Origin of the sequence: Afipia sp. 1NLS2 (assembly GCF_000178995.1) — a bacterium.
GTDB lineage: Bacteria > Pseudomonadota > Alphaproteobacteria > Rhizobiales > Xanthobacteraceae > Afipia.
The window spans coordinates 408867-424355 of record NZ_ADVZ01000005.1 but is presented as its reverse complement, the minus strand read 5'-3'; the positions used below and the strand labels follow the sequence as shown (position 1 = coordinate 424355).

Genomic DNA, 15489 nt, shown 5'->3' with positions numbered 1-15489 from the left:
AGTGTAGATTCGTTGACCGAATTATCAAAAGAAAAGCGTAATTTTCTTGGGATTGGCGATCTGGAAATTCCACCCGCCAGTTCTGATTTGGGAATGTAAAACTAAATTGGTGAAATTGCTGTTGTTCTGTATTTCGTGATTCCTGTCGTTGGATAGTTTCGGCAATCTTTTGCGTAGTGGCTATTTATACTGACGTTGAGGACGTGCCGGATAATGCGTAAAAAAATTTCATTTGTTGTATTGGTCGCGGCGAACATCGCCGCCGCTCCCACACTCGCCACCGAACAATGCCCGATCAACGACGCCGCCATCGCGCAGGCGGGTGGCTATGCCAACGCGGTCGAGGCCGCTGTGAAAGCTGCGCCGGATTGCGAGCGCGCGTACAAAACTCTTGAAATCTGCCAGCTTGGCTCAAGCGGCGACAATGCACTCTCCGATATCGTGCGCGATAAGTGCGAGCCTTTGTTTCTCGGCAAGGAAAGCCGCGGCGTGAAGGCGGCATATAAAAAGAAGCTGACCGGCTGCGAGCGGATCGCGAAGCAAAACGAAGGCACGATGTATCTCGGCCTTGCCGCCGTCTGCCAGGCCAGGGCGGCGCGGGACTTCGCCCGCAAATATGCGAAGGCGCATTAGCAAGTCTGCTCCCGTGCGGGCGGTGCGCATGAGCGCCGGTCATTAAAATAGTTGCGATGTTCGCGGCGGTGCCGTCGGGCAGGAGAGCGCGCCGCGCGTCATTTTCGCAAGTCAAGCCGCATTGGCAGGCCCGCGCGGTTCCCGTAACATCGCGCAAATCGATTTTGGGGCAGGGCAGCTTGATATTGAACATTGTACGGCGGGGCGGAATTTTCAGGCGCGGGTTTGCCATGGTGCTGTGGCTTGCGCTGCTGCCTGCCGGGCTGGGCGCGTTGTTGACAACGCCTTGCCTGAGCCAGACGCCGCCCTCCGCCACGGGTGGCGAACTCGTCATCGGCACCAAGGTTGCGCCGCCTTTCGCGATGAAGGACGAGAACGGGCACTGGAGCGGCATCAGCATCGAGCTGTGGCAGCATCTCGCCGACCGGCTGAAGTGGAATTACCGCTTTGTCGAGGCCGACACCGTGCCGGCGCTCCTCGACGGCGTGAAGGCGGGGAAGTTCGATGCCGCCATTTCCGCGATCAGCATCACGGCCGAGCGCGAACAGACGCTGGATTTCACGACATCCTATTTCTACGCGGGCACCGGCGTCGCCGTGCAGGCGGACCGGATCTCGAACTGGATGCCGGTGATCCGCTCGCTCACGTCGTGGAGCTTCGTGCAGGCAGCGCTGACCCTGCTTGGCCTCGCGGTGGGCGCGGGCATTCTGATCTGGCTGTTCGAGCGCAAGGCCAATGACGGCTTTAGCGGCGGCGCGGTGCGCGGCCTCTCATCCGGCGTGTGGTGGTCTACGCATACGATGACGCAGCGCGCGGCGGGCGGCATCGTGCCGATGACATTGCCCGGGCGTATCATCGCAATGATCTGGATGGTGACGTCGGTGATCGCGATCGCGGTGTTCACCGCGGGCATCACCTCGACGCTGACGACGAAGCGGCTGCACGGCATGGTGAACTCCGTGGCCGACCTGTCGTCGATCAAGGTCGGCGTACCCGCGGGCACGTCATCGGAAACCGGGCTGTCGCGGCTGCGCATCGTGCATTCGCTGTGGCCCTCGCCGCAGGACGGGCTCAATGCGCTGCGCGCGGGCAAGATCGACGCATTGGTCTATGACCGTCCGCTGCTGGCCTGGGTGATCCGGCAGCAGGGCCTGTCGTCCGTCGACCTGACGGACCTGATGCTGGAGCCGCAGCGTTACGCGATCGCCCTGCGCGCCAACAGCCCGCTGCGCAAGCGGCTGAACGTGGCGATGCTCGAGGTCGTCGAATCCGACTGGTGGCGCGACACGCTGTTTCGCTACCTTGGCACGACGCGGTAGGGCGCACGAAAACCCCGGCATCGCTGCCGGGGTTTTGTGTCTTGCGTGATGTTTCGGCTTAGCGCGGGCCGCCGGTGACGTGGAGTGTTTCGCCGGTGATGTAGGACGCGCCCTCGGAGGCGAAGAAGGCGACGGTGTTGGCGATCTCATCCACCTTGCCGACGCGGCCGAGCGGGGTGATCGACTCCACCCACTGGCGCATGTCGCCCTGATCGTATCCCGCGGCCTTCACGCCTTCGGTGATGATCATGCCGGGGTTGACCGAATTGACGCGGATCTTGCGCGGGGCCAGCTCCTTCGCCAGCACGGCGGTGATCGCATCGACCGAGGCCTTGGTCGCGGTATAGACCGCCGAGCCCGGAGGCGTCAGCGTCGAGACGCCGGACGAGATGTTGACGATGCTGCCGCCGTTCGGGTTGAAATGCGCCGCCGCCTCCTGCGATACCAGCAGAAGGCCGAGCACGTTCAGATCGAACTGCTTGTGGAAGTGTTCGGGCGTGATGCCTTCGAGCGGCGCCATTTCGTAAATGCCGGCATTGTTGACGAGAACGTCGATCGGCCCGAGCGCCTTCACGGTCTCCGCGACCACCGCTTTCGCGGCCTTCGGGTCGGAGAGGTTGCCGTGGACGGCGACCGCCTTGCCGCCCTTGGAAGTGATCTTCGCCACCACATCGTCCGCGCCTTTTTTGCTCGACGAATAGTTCACGGCGACGGATGCGCCTTGCTCGGCGAGCTTCAGCGCGATTTCGGCGCCGATGCCCTTGGATGCCCCGGTGACCAGCGCCACCTTGCCTTGCAGTGTCTTGCTCATGGAAGTGTCCTCTGCGTTGAATTCCAATAGTTCGGAAATATTGAACTATTGAACCAATTCAAGAGGGCGCCTATATTTTTTTCATGGCACGGTTCGTTCACCCCTCGACAGACGACATCACGCTCGAAGGCGTGCTCGCGGCGCTGGCCGATCCGATGCGGCTGCGCATCGTCAAGTCATTGCTGGAGAAGAAGAATTGCAGCCTGTCGTGCTCGGCCGCGGCACCGTGTCCGGAGATGGCGAAATCGACGCTCTCCAATCACTTCCGCGTGCTGCGCGAGGCCGGGCTGATCCACACCACCAAGCAGGGCGTGGAGCATCAGAACACCGTGCGCGAGGCGGACCTCAACGCGCGGTTTCCGGGGCTATTGAAGGGGATATTGAAGCACGCGGAGGAGTAGGGGCGAGACGACGCGCGCCATCATCGAAGCGGGCAAGCTACCAACAGGTGAACGGACCGGCATTCTTTAAAGCAAGTCGAAGCTCCTGCGCAGCAGGCAAGCATCAGCCGCGATGCTTTTTCGTTGCCTTTTTCCCGAATGCGCGTTTAGCAGGTGGGGCGCTACCACGCTGCGGTTGTTCGGCATAGCCGGACTGGTCCTTGCGTTGCTTTTTCTTCTTGAAATTTGCTTCCTTGTGAAATCCAGAACCCTTTTCGCTATGGGATTGGCCGTGGTGCCTCGCGCCTCTCTCATCACGCGCTTTGTCGTTCTGGCGCTCCCGGTGGCCGGTGTCATCGCCGTCGCGCCGTGGCTTATGTGGCCGCTTTTCGGCCGGTGCATGATCCCGAGGGGCATCTCCCATTGGTTCGATGCGGATGTTGTCTTCCTTGTCGGGACGCCGGATTTTGGCAGCAAACGATTCTGCAGCCCGCTCCGAAATTTCAAACTCGGTGCTGGTTTCGCCAATCAGAATGCGGCCGATGTCCTGCTTGTCGATGCCGCCCCGGCGGCAAATCATCGGCAGGAGCCAGCGCGCTTCCGCGTTCTTTTTGCGCCCGATAGCAGCACGAAACCACACGCTGCCTTCCGCCATGCCGTGGCGCGCTGATGGTTTCTTCGTCTTCGACCGTGATCCGGTGCCGCGATCGTCGTCGCGCGATGATCGATCGTCCTTGGCCCGGCCGCGCTCGTCACGGGACCGGCCAGCATTTTGGCCGGGATCGAGAATGTCCTCCGGCGAAGGAAGCCGCGCCCGGTACAGCCGCGCCAGTGCGGCGGCAATATCCTCGGGCGACCGCTCGGCGAGCAAGGCGCGCGCGAGGTTCAGATCGTCGGCGGTCACTTCCTGCGCGAACAAATCATCCTGCAGCATGCGCTTCTGATCGAGTTCGCGGATTTCATCGGCGGTCGGCGCCATGCTCCAGTCGACATCGATGTTTGCGAGATTGAGCAGAATATCCGCGCGCCGCCTGCGCGCGGGCGGCACTAAAAGGACGCTCACGCCCTTGCGGCCGGCACGCCCGGTGCGGCCGGAACGATGCTGTAAGACTTCGGCGTCGTTCGGAAGGTCCGCATGGATGACAAGATCGAGGTTCGGCAGATCGATGCCGCGTGCGGCGACATCGGTGGCGACGCAGACGCGCGCTCGGCCATCCCGCAACGCCTGAAGCGCCTGTGTGCGCTCGTTCTGTGTCAGTTCTCCGGAGAGGGCGACCACAGAGAAGCCGCGCTCCATGAGAGCGACCTGCAAATGCTTGACTGCATTTCTGGTGTTGCAGAACACCAGAGCGCTTGGCGATTCAAAAAATCGCAAGACGTTGACGGTCGCATGCTCGACATCACTCGCCGCGATCCTGATGGCGCGATAGTCGATATCGGCATGGCCGCCTTCGTCGCCCGCGACCTCGACGCGAAAGGCCTGCTGCTGATACTGCTTCGCCAGCGTGATGATCCCGCGTGGAAAAGTCGCCGAGAACAATAATGTGCGGCGAGTCTCCGGCGTGGTCTCGAGGATGAACTCCATATCCTCGCGAAAACCGAGATCGAGCATTTCGTCGGCCTCGTCGAGCACGACAGCCTTCAGCTCCGAGATGTCGAGACGGCCGCGACGCAGATGGTCGCACAACCGCCCCGGCGTGCCGACCACGATGTGAGCGCCCTCGGCAAGCTCGCGCTGTTCCCGGCGCGGGTCCATGCCTCCGACGCAGGAGACAATGCGCGCGTCCGCATAGTGATAAAGCCACGTCAGTTCGCGATGGACCTGCAAGGCGAGTTCGCGCGTCGGCGCGACGATCAGGGCAAGAGGAGCCGCGGCGCGCGGAAACCGCTCGGCATCGCCCAGAAGGTTTTTTGCAATTGCCAGCCCGTAGGCGACTGTCTTGCCCGAGCCGGTTTGCGCGGACACAAGAAGGTCGCGATCGGCGGCGTCATCCGCAAGGACGGCGGTCTGCACGGGAGTGAGCTTGTCGTAGTTGCGCTCCGCCAGGGCCCGGGCGAGCGGCGAACTTATCGTCGGGAATGTCACGTAATGGCCGATCTTGGTTTGGCCGGGGGAACATTGAACAGGGGCCTCATTTATGGGGCCGCGCCGCGTGCTTTTAAGAAATCCGCCCGGCGGATTAAGCGGCGTTGTCTTAGACCAAGTGAGGCCAAAGCGCCATGGTTGTGGTTTTGGACGGAATCGGCCGGATTCCGGGCCGCAATGGTACGGAAACGCGCGAGAGGATGAGCAGGCTTTCCAAGCAAAAAAGGCTCGGCAATCTGCCGAGCCTTCGCCGTCAATTCACTTTGCCGCAGATGTTACTTCTGTTGCGCGGGCGTGGCCTCGCTCTTGTTTTCCTGGTTCTGCTGAGGCATCGCAGGTTTGGCCTGATCCGGCGCGATAGCAGGCTTCGGAGCATCGGCAGCGACGACTGGTGAATTCGACATTGAGCTATCCTTTAAAACACACCTGAAGAAGTCTCCAGGCGTTGACTCAAGGTGGCCATCAATCCGCCAGTTACAATGTCGCCGCTGCCTTATTCGCGCGAACTGCCGCGATTTGCCTGAAATAAACCCATGGCTATTCCCCTCGGAAAGGCGCACAGTTAACGCATGCCAGACTATCGCGTTGCTGCAGGGTGCTTCTCATGACCATGAGGACGCGGCGGGAGACGGTCACCTTCAATCATCCGGTGCGTATCAAGGGTATTGAGCGCTTGCTTCCGGCTGGCGCTTATGAGGTCGTGACCGACGAGGAAATGATCGAGGGTCTGTCGTTTCCCTGCTACCGGCGCACCGCGACGATGATCATGGTGCCGGGCGCGCCGCCGCACCAGAGTTCGATGGAAATGCTCTCGATCAGTTCGGTGGCTCTTGCCGATGCACAGCATCGCGACGCGGTGGCCTCAAATGCCCGATGATCCGGTCGAACTCGATTCCCACCGCGGCATGGCCGCGCAAAAAGCCACGGACCTGCGCCGCATTGTTGTCGAGGCCGAAGCCCATGCAGCCAATTTGCGCGAACGGCAATTGCATATCGAGATGGAACTGCTCGATGCACCTGTGGCGTCGTGGTCCGAAGCAGCAGCGAAGGCGCGCTACGTTCTGAATCTCTACTACACGTCATTGAGTGCGCAGGACACGCGCCACCGTGATCTGGTGGCTTCTGTTCTCCGGGACTTCGCCCGGCTCGACAGCGAAGGCTGAATTTCATTTCGAGATTCGATTGTTTTCCGCAAACGATTGATTCTGAAACTTCATCCAGACGTCCGGCGGGGACGTGAGGAATTTCAATGCTTGATATGACCACGAAAGAACTGCAGTCACGGTACGTCAAACCGGAGGAAGCGCTGCGGCTTGGCATCGTGTCGGGGTGGTACACCACCAAGATAAGCGGGACGTTCGTCACCGGCCCCCACGCCACCCAGGCAGAGGCAACTCTCAAGATCAAGGAACTAAACCCGCCACCTGTGCCTGTTGCGAAACGCAACATGGGCGCTGCGCACAGCACGCCTGTGGTTGCAAAGTAGGTGCATCAAACAAAACCCGGGTATCGCTGCCGGGGTTTTGCATTTTGTAAGTGCTGAGCGAGACTGAGCGGGAAAACAAAAAGGGCGCGGTTTGCACCGCGCCCTTTGCGTTTTGGTGGGAGTGGATTCTTAGAAGTCCATGCCGCCCATGCCGCCGCCGGGCATGCCGCCCGCGGCCGGTGCGTTCTTCTTCGGCAGTTCGGCGATCATCGCCTCCGTGGTGATCAGGAGCGAAGCGACGGACGCTGCGTTCTGGATCGCGGCGCGCACGACCTTGGTCGGGTCGATGATGCCCTTGGAGACGAGGTTGCCGTATTCGCCGGTCTGCGAGTCGAAGCCGTACGCATACTGATCCTTCTCGAGCACCTTGCCGACGATGACGCTGCCGTCCTCGCCTGCGTTGATCGCGATCTGGCGGGCCGGAGCCGACAACGCCTTGCGCACGATCTCGACGCCGGTCTTCTGGTCGTCGTTCTGGGTCTTGATGCGCTTGAGCTGCTCGGAGGCGCGGAGCAGGGCGACGCCGCCGCCCGGCAGAATGCCTTCTTCCACCGCAGCGCGGGTCGCATGCATCGCGTCATCAACGCGATCCTTGCGCTCCTTCACTTCGACTTCGGTCGCGCCGCCGACGCGGATCACCGCGACGCCGCCCGCGAGCTTGGCCAGACGCTCCTGCAGCTTCTCGCGGTCGTAGTCCGAGGTGGTTTCCTCGATCTGCGCGCGGATCTGCGCAACGCGGGCCTCGATGTCGGCCTTCTTGCCGGCGCCGTTGACGATGGTGGTATTCTCCTTGTCGATCATCACCTTCTTGGCGCGGCCGAGCATCTGCAGGGTCACGTTTTCCATCTTGATGCCGAGGTCTTCCGAGATCGCCTGGCCGCCGGTCAGGATCGCGATGTCCTGCAGCATGGCCTTGCGGCGGTCGCCGAAGCCCGGCGCCTTGACGGCGGCAACCTTCAGACCGCCACGCAGACGGTTGACGACGAGGGTGGCGAGAGCTTCGCCTTCGACATCTTCCGCGACGATGACGAGCGGCTTGCCGGTCTGCACGACGGCTTCGAGCAGCGGCAGCATCTCGTTCAGCGAGGACAGCTTCTTCTCGTTGATGAGGATGTAGGCGTCGTCAAATTCAACGCGCATCTTGTCGGCGTTGGTGACGAAGTAAGGCGAGATATAGCCGCGGTCGAACTGCATGCCCTCGACGACGTCGAGTTCGGTGTCGAGCGACTTGGCTTCCTCAACGGTGATGACGCCTTCGTTGCCGACCTTGGCCATCGCCTTGGCGAGGAACGAGCCGATTTCGGTGTCGCCGTTGGCCGAGATGGTGCCGACCTGGGCGATCTCCTCGTTCGAGGTGACCTTCTTGGAGTTCTTCTGCAGGTCCGCGACGACGGCTTCGACGGCGAGGTCGATGCCGCGCTTCAGATCCATCGGATTCATGCCGGCGGCGACGGATTTGGCGCCTTCCTTCACGATCGCCTGGGCGAGCACGGTGGCGGTGGTGGTGCCGTCGCCGGCGAGGTCTGCCGACTTCGAGGCCACTTCGCGCACCATCTGCGCGCCCATGTTCTCGAACTTGTCCTCAAGCTCGATGTCCTTGGCGACGGTGACGCCGTCCTTGGTGATGCGGGGTGCGCCGAACGACTTGTCGAGCACGACGTTGCGGCCCTTCGGGCCGAGCGTCACCTTGACGGCGTTGGCGAGGATGTCGACGCCGCGCAGCATCTTGTCGCGCGCGTCAACGCCGAATTTCACTTCTTTGGCTGACATGGATTGCTTCCTTTAATGAGAGGGGAGACGTGCTCAGGCGGCTTTCTTCTTCGAACCGGCGTCGGTGATGACGCCCATGATGTCGCTTTCCTTCATGATCAGGACGTCCTGACCATCGATTTTCACTTCGGTGCCCGACCATTTGCCGAACAGCACGACATCGCCGACCTTGAGGTCGATCGGAATCAGCTTGCCGGCTTCGTCGCGGCCACCCGGACCGACGGCGACGATCTCGCCCTGCGACGGCTTTTCCTTCGCGTTGTCGGGAATGATGATGCCGCCCTTGGTTTTCTCCTCAGCGTCGATGCGCTTGACCACGACGCGGTCGTGAAGCGGACGGAATTTCATGCAGTCCTCCTAAGATATTGGAATTACTATCTATCTTTGAATTGGCAGTCAGCCTCATGGAGTGCCATGGCTGACATTGCCGGGAGATAGTCGGCCCCCTTGCTGCGGGCAAGAGGGCCTTAGCAAATTTTCTGGCACTCACAAACGACGGCTGCCAGAAATCGTTAATGGCGAGGGGGCGCCAGGGAACCAAGATGCTCTTCCAACTTAGAATGTTTCTAATATAGCTTGGGCGCCTTACATCCGGAGATGCGCCCATGCCTGCCACCCCTCATGTCGAACGTCACTTTCTTGGCTCCGAAAGCGTCCGCGATGTGGTGATCGGCATGGCCGACGGTCTGACGGTGCCGTTCGCGCTGGCTGCCGGTTTGTCGGCGGCGGTGACTTCGACGCAGATCATCGTCACCGCGGGTCTCGCGGAAATTGTGGCCGGCGCCATCGCGATGGGGCTCGGCGGCTATCTCGCCGCCCGGACCGATCAGGAGCACTTCGCCTCGGAAGAGCGCCGCGAGGCCTGGGAAGTCGACAACATGCGCGAGGCGGAGGTCACCGAGGTGCGTGACATCTTCAGTGCCTATGGTCTTACAGGCGCGGCGCTGGACTCGGTGGTTGCGGCGCTGGCCGCGGACAAGAAACGCTGGGTCGACTTCATGATGCGTTTCGAACTCGGCCTCGAGAAGCCCGATCCAAAGCGCGCGCCGATCAGTGCCGCGACGATCGCGGTCTCATATCTTATCGGCGGTCTGGTCCCGCTGGTGCCCTACATGATCACCGGCGACCTTCACACGGCGCTGCTGTACTCGATCTTGTGCACGGGCGTTGCGTTAATCACCTTCGGCAGCATCAAGGGCAAGCTGACCGGGATCAGCGTGGTGAAATCCGGTTTCCAGACCTTGCTGGTCGGCGGCCTCGCGGCGGCGGCCGCGTTCTATCTTGCTCATCTCTTTGGCTGACCGCCTTTGTCAGCACCCGCCCGGTGTTGCTGCTAGCGCCTTGATAATTAACAGTTTATTCAATCTTTAGGCTTGAGATCGGGCAAGTTCATGCGTCAGATTTTCACCTGTGCTCCAGGAGGCGGCACGGGCCCGAAGACAGACGCTGGGGCGGGTTTTCGAAACCGGTCCTTTCGAAACAACGCCCTGCGCGCCCATCGGCGGCCCGCCGCTTCCCGGATGCACTCCGTTATGGAGGTTGGCATGGCGTTGCAGAAGGCGGCATCAGGCGGAGCGGTCAGTTCCGATTTTCTCAAACAGTTGAAAGGCTACGGCCTGACCACGGCGGAAATTCTCTATCGCCGCCCGGATCATCGCTGGCTGCTGCAATCCTATGTCTGGCAGGACTACGACCTGTTTCCCAACTTCCCCGCGCTGAAGGATTTTCTCGCCTTCTGGCAGGCCAAGCTCGAGGGGCCGCTGTTCTCCGTGACGGTCGCGCACTCAAAGCTCATCAAGCCTGCGGAGCTGAAGGCGGTGGATGGCGTGTTCAGGCTGCACTAGGTGGTCTGAGTTACCCGCGGCCCACGAACGGCATCTTGGTCGCCATCACGTTCATGAAGAGCACGTTGGCCTCAAGCGTGCGCGTCGCCATGAACACGATGGCATCGGCGACGTTCTGCACATCCATGCGCGGCTCGACCATGGTCTGGCCGTTCGGCTGAAGGATGCCGTCGGCCATCCGCGTGGTGAGATCGGTCGCGGCGTTGCCGATGTCGATCTGCCCGCCCGCGATGTCGTAGGCGCGGCCATCGAGTGCGATCGATTTGGTGAGGCCGGTGATGGCGTGCTTGGTCGCGGTGTAGGCGACGGTGAACGGGCGCGGCGAATAGGCCGAAATCGAACCGTTATTGATGATGCGCCCGCCGCGCGGGGATTGTTCTTTCATCATGCGGAAGGCGTGCTGCGTGCACAGGAACGGCGCGGTGAGGTTGGTATTCACCACCGCCTGCCATTTGTCGAACGGCAGATCCTCCAGCGGCACCGCAGGCGCGCCGACGCCCGCATTGTTGAACAACAGGTCAAGCCGTCCGAATTTGTCTTTCACAGTCGCAAAGAGCGCGGCGATGGAGGCGGGGTCGGTCATGTCGGACGGCACCGCGAGGCAGGTGCCGAGCTTCATCCCTTCGGCGGCGGCCTCATCGAGCTTGTCCTTGCGGCGCGCCGTCAGCACCACGGTGAATCCCGCCTTGATCAGCGCGAGCGCGCAAGCCTTGCCGATACCCGCGCTGGCGCCGGTGACGAGAGCGACTTTGGTGTGCGACATGATTTTCCTTCCCGATATTTTCTGAGATCGTCCCCGCGAAGGCGAAGACCCATTCGTTATTGAAAGTCTGGGCTCCCGCCTTCGCGGGAGCGACGCAGTTAGTTTTTCTTCCGCACGTAAGGTGGGCGCGGAATGCTCTGGTGCGCGGCGCGCAACGCCTCGCTCCATTTCGTCCGCAGATTGGAAAAATAGGGATCGTCATACTCGATCCGCATATTGAGTTCGGCCTCGCAGACATCCGGGCGAAGCACCAGGATGTCGATCGGCGGGCTGACGCCGAGATTGGAGCGCATGGTCGAGTCCATCGAGATCAGTGCGATCTTCAGCGCGTCGTACAACTCGACATCGTAGGTAATGGCGCGGTCCAGCACCGGCTTGCCGTATTTGTGCTCGCCGATCTGGAGATAGGGCGTGTCGGTGGTGCATTCGATGAAATTGCCGGCCGGGTACACCATGAACAGGCGCATCCGTTCGCCCTTGATCTGGCCGCCGAGCAGGAACGAGACATCGAAATTGATGTCCTCGGCCATCAGCGCCGCGCCCTCGGTGCGGCTGACGCTGCGGATGGCGCGGCCGAGGCGCTGCGCCGCCTGGAACAGGCTGGGCGCGTTCATCAGGGTTTCGGCCTCGCCAGTGATGGGATTCTCGACTCCTTCCGCGAGCGTCGAGAGAACCGATTGGCTGATCGCGAGGTTTCCGGCGGAGGCGACCGCCATGACGCGCTCGCCGGGATTTTCGAATACATGCAGTTTTCGGAAAGTTGAAATGTTGTCGAGCCCGGCATTGGTGCGGGTATCGGCCATCATCACGAGGCCTTCCTTCACCAGAATTCCGCAGCAATAGGTCATTCAGGTCTCCGCGCGTGCGGCCCGTTTTTACGCAACGCCGCGAGAGGGGGCAACCATCTGCCGGCCCGTCCGCCGCTTCGTCCCAAGGTCAGTGCAGCTCACGTTTGCAGAAATGGAACGGTCTAGCTCTGGCTCTGGCGGCTCGCCTGATCGACCCGGATCGCGACGCTGAGCGTTTCTTTGGCGCCGCCATAGCGCGTGCCCCGGATTGGGGCGGCGCCGAGATAATCGAGCCCGAGTGCGACGCGGACATGAGAGTCGGTGGTCGAAATACCGTTGGCGGGATCGAATCCGACCCAGCCCAGCCCTTCGATATGGGCTTCCGCCCATGCATGTCCGGCCTCCTGCTCGACGACGCCATCCGCGCGCCGGAAGTGGCCGGAAATGTAACGCGCGGGCACGCCGCCGCTGCGGGCGCAAGCGACGAAAATATGCGCGTAGTCCTGACAAACGCCGCGCTTGAGCGCGAATGCATCGGCTGCCGTGGTGCCGGGATGGGTCGGGTCGGTGTCGAATGTCATCTCGCGATGGAGCCGAAGCAGCAGCGCGTGGCAAAAGTCGAGCGAACTGCCGGCTTCCGCGCGAAGATCCCGCGCAAGGGCCATGAGTGCCTCGTCGCTTTCGGTCAGAGGCGTGGAGCGCAGGAACAGGCCGGGCGGAAAGCGTTCTTCCGTCCCCTTCAGAATGCTGCCGGTGTCCTGGGTGTCGACCGTGCCGCTGACATCGATAGTGAGCTCCGGCAGCGCGCCATGGGTCAGCACATGGGTGACGTTGCCGAAGGCATCGCGATGCATGTTGAGGCGCGCATCCGCCGAGGTGTCGATGCGCCAGCTCGCGACATACTGGCCATCGTGATTGCTGGGGGTCAGCCGCATCACCTGAATGAGGCCGGTGACCGGCGGATCAAACGTGTAAGTCGTCGAATGCGAGATGCGCAGGCGCATGTGCTCTTTCAGGCGGATAGCAGATATTGTTTTGAGACGATGTCGCCGAGGCGATTGTTATCGGCGATGAACTCCTGGATGAATTCGTGCAGGCCGCGCTGGAAAATATCGTCCATGTGGCTGTGCTCGAAGCGGTTGAGGATACCGCGCGCATGACGCTGCGCCGGGCCCTGATGGCCGTAGGCGACGCCGAGGCGGTCAAGATTGCGCACGAGGTTACCGTAACAGCTTGCTAGCGATCGCGGCAGCATATGGTTCAGGATGAGCAGGTCGGCGATCAGCCATGGCTTGAGTGCCTCGCGATAGACCCAGTGATAGGCGGTCAACGCGGAGACCGAGCGCAGGATCGAGGTCCATTGATAATAATCGAGCGGGCCGCCGACATGCTCTTCCTCCGGCAGCAGCAGATGGTATTTCACATCGAGTATGCGTGCGGTGTTATCCGCGCGTTCGATGTGCAGGCCGAGGCGGGAGAAGAAATAGGCGTCGTTGCGCAGCATGGTACGATAGGCGGAGCCGTCGAAGCGCAGTGACAGTTCCTGCACGAAGCGCAGGAAGGCGGTGAGCCGTTCGCGCGACTGGATGTCGCCCTGCCATGAATTCTGCAGATCGATCCATGCGGAGTTGACGGTGTCCCACATCTCGATGGTGAGCGCGGTGCGCACCGCGCGCGCGTTCAGGCGGGCATTCTCGATGCAGTTGCGGATCGATGACGGGTTGTGGCGTGAAAACGAGATGAATTCGACGACGTTCTTTTCGGTGGCTTCATCGTAATTCGCATAGAAATCGTCGCGGATGCCGGCGGTGAGCAGCGCCGATTCCCATTCGTTGGTGTTGCCGACATAAGCATCCGGCAGCGCGGTGGCGCGCAGCGTCGCCTCAATGGTGCGGGCGAGATAATCCGCGCGTTCGGCATATCGCGCGAGCCAATAGAGATTTTCAGCGGTGCGCGAGAGCATCGGATACCTGCGCGTCATTCCGGGGCGTGAGCGCGAAGCGCGCACGACCCCGGAATCCGGTCGTTACAGTTCGGGATTCCGGGCTCGCGTCCGGCAGGTGCCGTCCGCGCCCCGGAATGATATTGACGGTGGCGACCGGCTCATTCATCGAGCACCCAGGTGTCCTTGGTGCCGCCGCCCTGACTCGAGTTCACCACCAGCGAGCCTTCCTTTAGCGCGACGCGGGTGAGGCCGCCCGGCACGACGGTGACGTCATCCTTGCCGGTGAGGACGAAGGGCCGCAGATCGACATGGCGCGGCGCGAGGCCGCTGTCGGTGCAGGTCGGACAGGTGGACAGCGCCAACGTCGGCTGCGCGATGAAATTGTCCGGGTCGCGCATCAGCTTGGTGCGAAAATCCTCGATTGCGGATTTCGTGGCGGCAGGACCGATCAGCATGCCGTAACCGCCGGAGCCATGAACCTCCTTCACCACGAGATCATGCAGATTGTCGAGGACATGCCCGAGGTCGTCGCGCTCGCGGCAGCGCCAGGTCGGCACATTCTTCAGGACAGGTTCCTCGTCGAGATAGAATTTCACGATCTGCGGCATGTAGCTGTAGATCGCCTTGTCGTCGGCGATGCCGGTGCCGACCGCGTTCGCCAGCGTGATGTTGCCCGCCATATAGGCCGACATCAGGCCCGGTACGCCGAGCGTGGAATCGGGACGAAAGGTGAGGGGGTCGAGAAAGTCATCGTCGAGCCGCCGGTAGATCACATCAACCCGTTTCGGTCCTTCGGTGGTGCGCATGAAGACTTCATCGTTCTTGACGATGAGATCGCGGCCTTCAACCAGTTCGACGCCGAGCTTGTCGGCGAGGAACGAGTGTTCGTAATAGGCCGAATTGTAGATGCCCGGCGTGAGCAGGGCGATGGTGGGCTCGGTGGAAGCGGTGTCCGGTGCGACCGAGCCCAGTGCGGCGAGCAATTCGTCCGGATAGCGTTCGACCGGCGCAATGCGATGCCGCGAAAACAGATCCGGGAACAGCCGCATCATGATCTCGCGGTTCTCCAGCATGTAGGAGACGCCGGAGGGCGTGCGGGCATTGTCTTCCAGCACGATGAAGTCGTTGTCGTCGGTGCGGATGACGTCGATGCCGGCGACATGCACATAGATATCGTGCGGCACGTCCTGACCGTTCATCTCCGGGCGAAACACCGGATTCTGGAAAATCAGGTCGTCGGGAATAATGCCCGCGCGCAGGATATCGCGCGCGTGATAGATGTCGCTGAGGAACATGTTCAGCGCCTTGACGCGCTGCTTCAGTCCTTTTTCCAGATGGCCCCATTCCTTGGCGGACAGCACGCGGGGGATCACGTCGAAGGGGATCAGTCGCTCGGTGGATTCATTGTCGCCGTAAACCGCGAAGGTGATGCCGATCCGGCGAAACAAGAGTTCGGCTTCCTCGCGGCGGTATTGCAGGGCCTCGGGCGGGGTTTCCCCCAGCCATTGCGCAAGCTTGTCATAGGCGGGCCGTATTCCCGTCGGCCCATTCATTTCATCGAACGCACCTGCCATGTGACCGGTATCTCTTTCGCGCTGGCAAAGAGGACTGGATGACGTAAAGTCATGGTAGCAAGCATCGGGCCAGCCGGTTATGCATGGATT

At 61.6% G+C, this 15489-nt stretch carries 18 protein-coding genes; 8 read left to right on the top strand and 10 right to left on the bottom strand.

Features of this window, described 5'->3' with window-relative positions:
- The first annotated feature begins 213 nt into the window (after nucleotides 1-213).
- Both AFIDRAFT_RS18305 and AFIDRAFT_RS18300 read left to right on the top strand, forming a co-directional pair.
- Complete coding sequence (locus tag AFIDRAFT_RS18305; RefSeq protein ID WP_009341156.1) at nucleotides 214-633, top strand: hypothetical protein; 420 nt, start codon at nucleotides 214-216, stop codon at nucleotides 631-633.
- A gap of 230 nt (nucleotides 634-863) precedes the next feature.
- Nucleotides 864-1952, top strand: coding sequence for a transporter substrate-binding domain-containing protein (locus AFIDRAFT_RS18300; protein WP_009341154.1), 1089 nt, complete (start codon nucleotides 864-866; stop codon nucleotides 1950-1952).
- Between the two features lie 58 nt (nucleotides 1953-2010).
- Here AFIDRAFT_RS18300 and AFIDRAFT_RS18295 read toward each other — a convergent pair whose 3' ends face one another.
- The gene (locus AFIDRAFT_RS18295; RefSeq protein ID WP_009341152.1) at nucleotides 2011-2763 is read right to left on the bottom strand and encodes an SDR family NAD(P)-dependent oxidoreductase; all 753 of its coding nucleotides are present in this window, start codon (nucleotides 2761-2763) and stop codon (nucleotides 2011-2013) included.
- A gap of 83 nt (nucleotides 2764-2846) precedes the next feature.
- On the opposite strand from AFIDRAFT_RS18295, the gene AFIDRAFT_RS18290 reads away from it, so the two are divergent.
- Nucleotides 2847-3164, top strand: a complete 318-nt coding sequence (locus AFIDRAFT_RS18290) for an ArsR/SmtB family transcription factor (RefSeq protein WP_009341150.1) — start codon at nucleotides 2847-2849, stop codon at nucleotides 3162-3164.
- 103 nt (nucleotides 3165-3267) lie between these two features.
- On the opposite strand, the gene AFIDRAFT_RS18285 is transcribed toward AFIDRAFT_RS18290, so the two are convergent.
- On the bottom strand, nucleotides 3268-5229 hold the full coding sequence (locus AFIDRAFT_RS18285; protein WP_009341147.1) for a DEAD/DEAH box helicase: 1962 nt from the start codon (nucleotides 5227-5229) through the stop codon (nucleotides 3268-3270).
- 275 nt (nucleotides 5230-5504) lie between these two features.
- Entirely contained in the window at nucleotides 5505-5633 is a 129-nt protein-coding gene (locus AFIDRAFT_RS20385; RefSeq protein WP_283804998.1) for a hypothetical protein, read from the bottom strand.
- 200 nt (nucleotides 5634-5833) lie between these two features.
- On the opposite strand from AFIDRAFT_RS20385, the gene AFIDRAFT_RS18280 reads away from it, so the two are divergent.
- The 3 genes from AFIDRAFT_RS18280 to AFIDRAFT_RS18270 all read left to right on the top strand — a co-directional run bounded on the left by AFIDRAFT_RS18280 (nucleotide 5834) and on the right by AFIDRAFT_RS18270 (nucleotide 6715).
- Complete coding sequence (locus AFIDRAFT_RS18280) at nucleotides 5834-6106, top strand: hypothetical protein (protein ID WP_009341143.1); 273 nt, start codon at nucleotides 5834-5836, stop codon at nucleotides 6104-6106.
- Nucleotides 6096-6392 carry a hypothetical protein gene (locus AFIDRAFT_RS18275; RefSeq protein ID WP_040298700.1) on the top strand — a complete coding sequence of 99 codons (297 nt, stop codon included), beginning with the start codon at nucleotides 6096-6098 and terminating at the stop codon, nucleotides 6390-6392. Before AFIDRAFT_RS18280 ends, AFIDRAFT_RS18275 begins: the two co-directional genes overlap by 11 nt.
- Nucleotides 6393-6487: 95 nt before the next feature.
- The gene (locus AFIDRAFT_RS18270) at nucleotides 6488-6715 is read left to right on the top strand and encodes a hypothetical protein (RefSeq protein ID WP_502685482.1); all 228 of its coding nucleotides are present in this window, start codon (nucleotides 6488-6490) and stop codon (nucleotides 6713-6715) included.
- 129 nt (nucleotides 6716-6844) lie between these two features.
- Here AFIDRAFT_RS18270 and groL read toward each other — a convergent pair whose 3' ends face one another.
- Both groL and AFIDRAFT_RS18260 read right to left on the bottom strand, forming a co-directional pair.
- A complete protein-coding gene (groL, locus tag AFIDRAFT_RS18265) occupies nucleotides 6845-8485 on the bottom strand; it encodes a chaperonin GroEL (protein ID WP_009341140.1) in 1641 nt (546 codons plus the stop codon).
- Nucleotides 8486-8518: 33 nt separating this feature from the next.
- Nucleotides 8519-8833: a co-chaperone GroES gene (locus AFIDRAFT_RS18260; RefSeq protein ID WP_009341139.1), complete on the bottom strand. Its 315-nt coding sequence runs from the start codon at nucleotides 8831-8833 to the stop codon at nucleotides 8519-8521.
- Between the two features lie 257 nt (nucleotides 8834-9090).
- On the opposite strand from AFIDRAFT_RS18260, the gene AFIDRAFT_RS18255 reads away from it, so the two are divergent.
- Entirely contained in the window at nucleotides 9091-9786 is a 696-nt protein-coding gene (locus AFIDRAFT_RS18255) for a VIT1/CCC1 transporter family protein (RefSeq protein ID WP_009341138.1), read from the top strand.
- 243 nt (nucleotides 9787-10029) lie between these two features.
- Entirely contained in the window at nucleotides 10030-10329 is a 300-nt protein-coding gene (locus tag AFIDRAFT_RS18250; RefSeq protein ID WP_009341137.1) for an usg protein, read from the top strand.
- A gap of 10 nt (nucleotides 10330-10339) precedes the next feature.
- Here the strand turns inward: AFIDRAFT_RS18250 and AFIDRAFT_RS18245 are convergent, their stop codons facing one another.
- From AFIDRAFT_RS18245 to AFIDRAFT_RS18225, 5 genes are all read right to left on the bottom strand, one after another.
- Nucleotides 10340-11092, bottom strand: a complete 753-nt coding sequence (locus AFIDRAFT_RS18245; protein ID WP_009341136.1) for an SDR family oxidoreductase — start codon at nucleotides 11090-11092, stop codon at nucleotides 10340-10342.
- Nucleotides 11093-11190: 98 nt separating this feature from the next.
- Nucleotides 11191-11940 carry a proteasome-type protease gene (locus AFIDRAFT_RS18240; protein WP_009341135.1) on the bottom strand — a complete coding sequence of 250 codons (750 nt, stop codon included), beginning with the start codon at nucleotides 11938-11940 and terminating at the stop codon, nucleotides 11191-11193.
- A gap of 122 nt (nucleotides 11941-12062) precedes the next feature.
- Complete coding sequence (locus tag AFIDRAFT_RS18235) at nucleotides 12063-12884, bottom strand: transglutaminase family protein (protein ID WP_009341134.1); 822 nt, start codon at nucleotides 12882-12884, stop codon at nucleotides 12063-12065.
- Between the two features lie 8 nt (nucleotides 12885-12892).
- Nucleotides 12893-13843 (bottom strand): alpha-E domain-containing protein, encoded by a 951-nt coding sequence (locus AFIDRAFT_RS18230; RefSeq protein WP_009341133.1) that lies wholly within the window; start codon nucleotides 13841-13843, stop codon nucleotides 12893-12895.
- Between the two features lie 140 nt (nucleotides 13844-13983).
- Nucleotides 13984-15399 (bottom strand): circularly permuted type 2 ATP-grasp protein, encoded by a 1416-nt coding sequence (locus AFIDRAFT_RS18225; RefSeq protein WP_009341132.1) that lies wholly within the window; start codon nucleotides 15397-15399, stop codon nucleotides 13984-13986.
- Between the last annotated feature and the right edge of the window lie 90 nt (nucleotides 15400-15489).

Coding starts and splice junctions, on each gene's coding strand:
- AFIDRAFT_RS18230 (WP_009341133.1), bottom strand. CDS start 13,843: ATGCTCTCGCGCACCGCTGAAAATCTCTATTGGCTCGCGCGATATGCC.
- AFIDRAFT_RS18255 (WP_009341138.1), top strand. CDS start 9,091: ATGCCTGCCACCCCTCATGTCGAACGTCACTTTCTTGGCTCCGAAAGC.
- AFIDRAFT_RS18305 (WP_009341156.1), top strand. CDS start 214: ATGCGTAAAAAAATTTCATTTGTTGTATTGGTCGCGGCGAACATCGCC.
- AFIDRAFT_RS20385 (WP_283804998.1), bottom strand. CDS start 5,633: ATGTCGAATTCACCAGTCGTCGCTGCCGATGCTCCGAAGCCTGCTATC.
- AFIDRAFT_RS18270 (WP_502685482.1), top strand. CDS start 6,488: ATGACCACGAAAGAACTGCAGTCACGGTACGTCAAACCGGAGGAAGCG.
- AFIDRAFT_RS18235 (WP_009341134.1), bottom strand. CDS start 12,884: ATGCGCCTGCGCATCTCGCATTCGACGACTTACACGTTTGATCCGCCG.
- AFIDRAFT_RS18295 (WP_009341152.1), bottom strand. CDS start 2,763: ATGAGCAAGACACTGCAAGGCAAGGTGGCGCTGGTCACCGGGGCATCC.
- AFIDRAFT_RS18280 (WP_009341143.1), top strand. CDS start 5,834: ATGACCATGAGGACGCGGCGGGAGACGGTCACCTTCAATCATCCGGTG.
- AFIDRAFT_RS18275 (WP_040298700.1), top strand. CDS start 6,096: ATGCCCGATGATCCGGTCGAACTCGATTCCCACCGCGGCATGGCCGCG.
- AFIDRAFT_RS18290 (WP_009341150.1), top strand. CDS start 2,847: ATGGCACGGTTCGTTCACCCCTCGACAGACGACATCACGCTCGAAGGC.
- AFIDRAFT_RS18245 (WP_009341136.1), bottom strand. CDS start 11,092: ATGTCGCACACCAAAGTCGCTCTCGTCACCGGCGCCAGCGCGGGTATC.
- AFIDRAFT_RS18300 (WP_009341154.1), top strand. CDS start 864: ATGGTGCTGTGGCTTGCGCTGCTGCCTGCCGGGCTGGGCGCGTTGTTG.
- groL (WP_009341140.1), bottom strand. CDS start 8,485: ATGTCAGCCAAAGAAGTGAAATTCGGCGTTGACGCGCGCGACAAGATG.
- AFIDRAFT_RS18225 (WP_009341132.1), bottom strand. CDS start 15,399: ATGGCAGGTGCGTTCGATGAAATGAATGGGCCGACGGGAATACGGCCC.
- AFIDRAFT_RS18260 (WP_009341139.1), bottom strand. CDS start 8,833: ATGAAATTCCGTCCGCTTCACGACCGCGTCGTGGTCAAGCGCATCGAC.
- AFIDRAFT_RS18240 (WP_009341135.1), bottom strand. CDS start 11,940: ATGACCTATTGCTGCGGAATTCTGGTGAAGGAAGGCCTCGTGATGATG.
- AFIDRAFT_RS18250 (WP_009341137.1), top strand. CDS start 10,030: ATGGCGTTGCAGAAGGCGGCATCAGGCGGAGCGGTCAGTTCCGATTTT.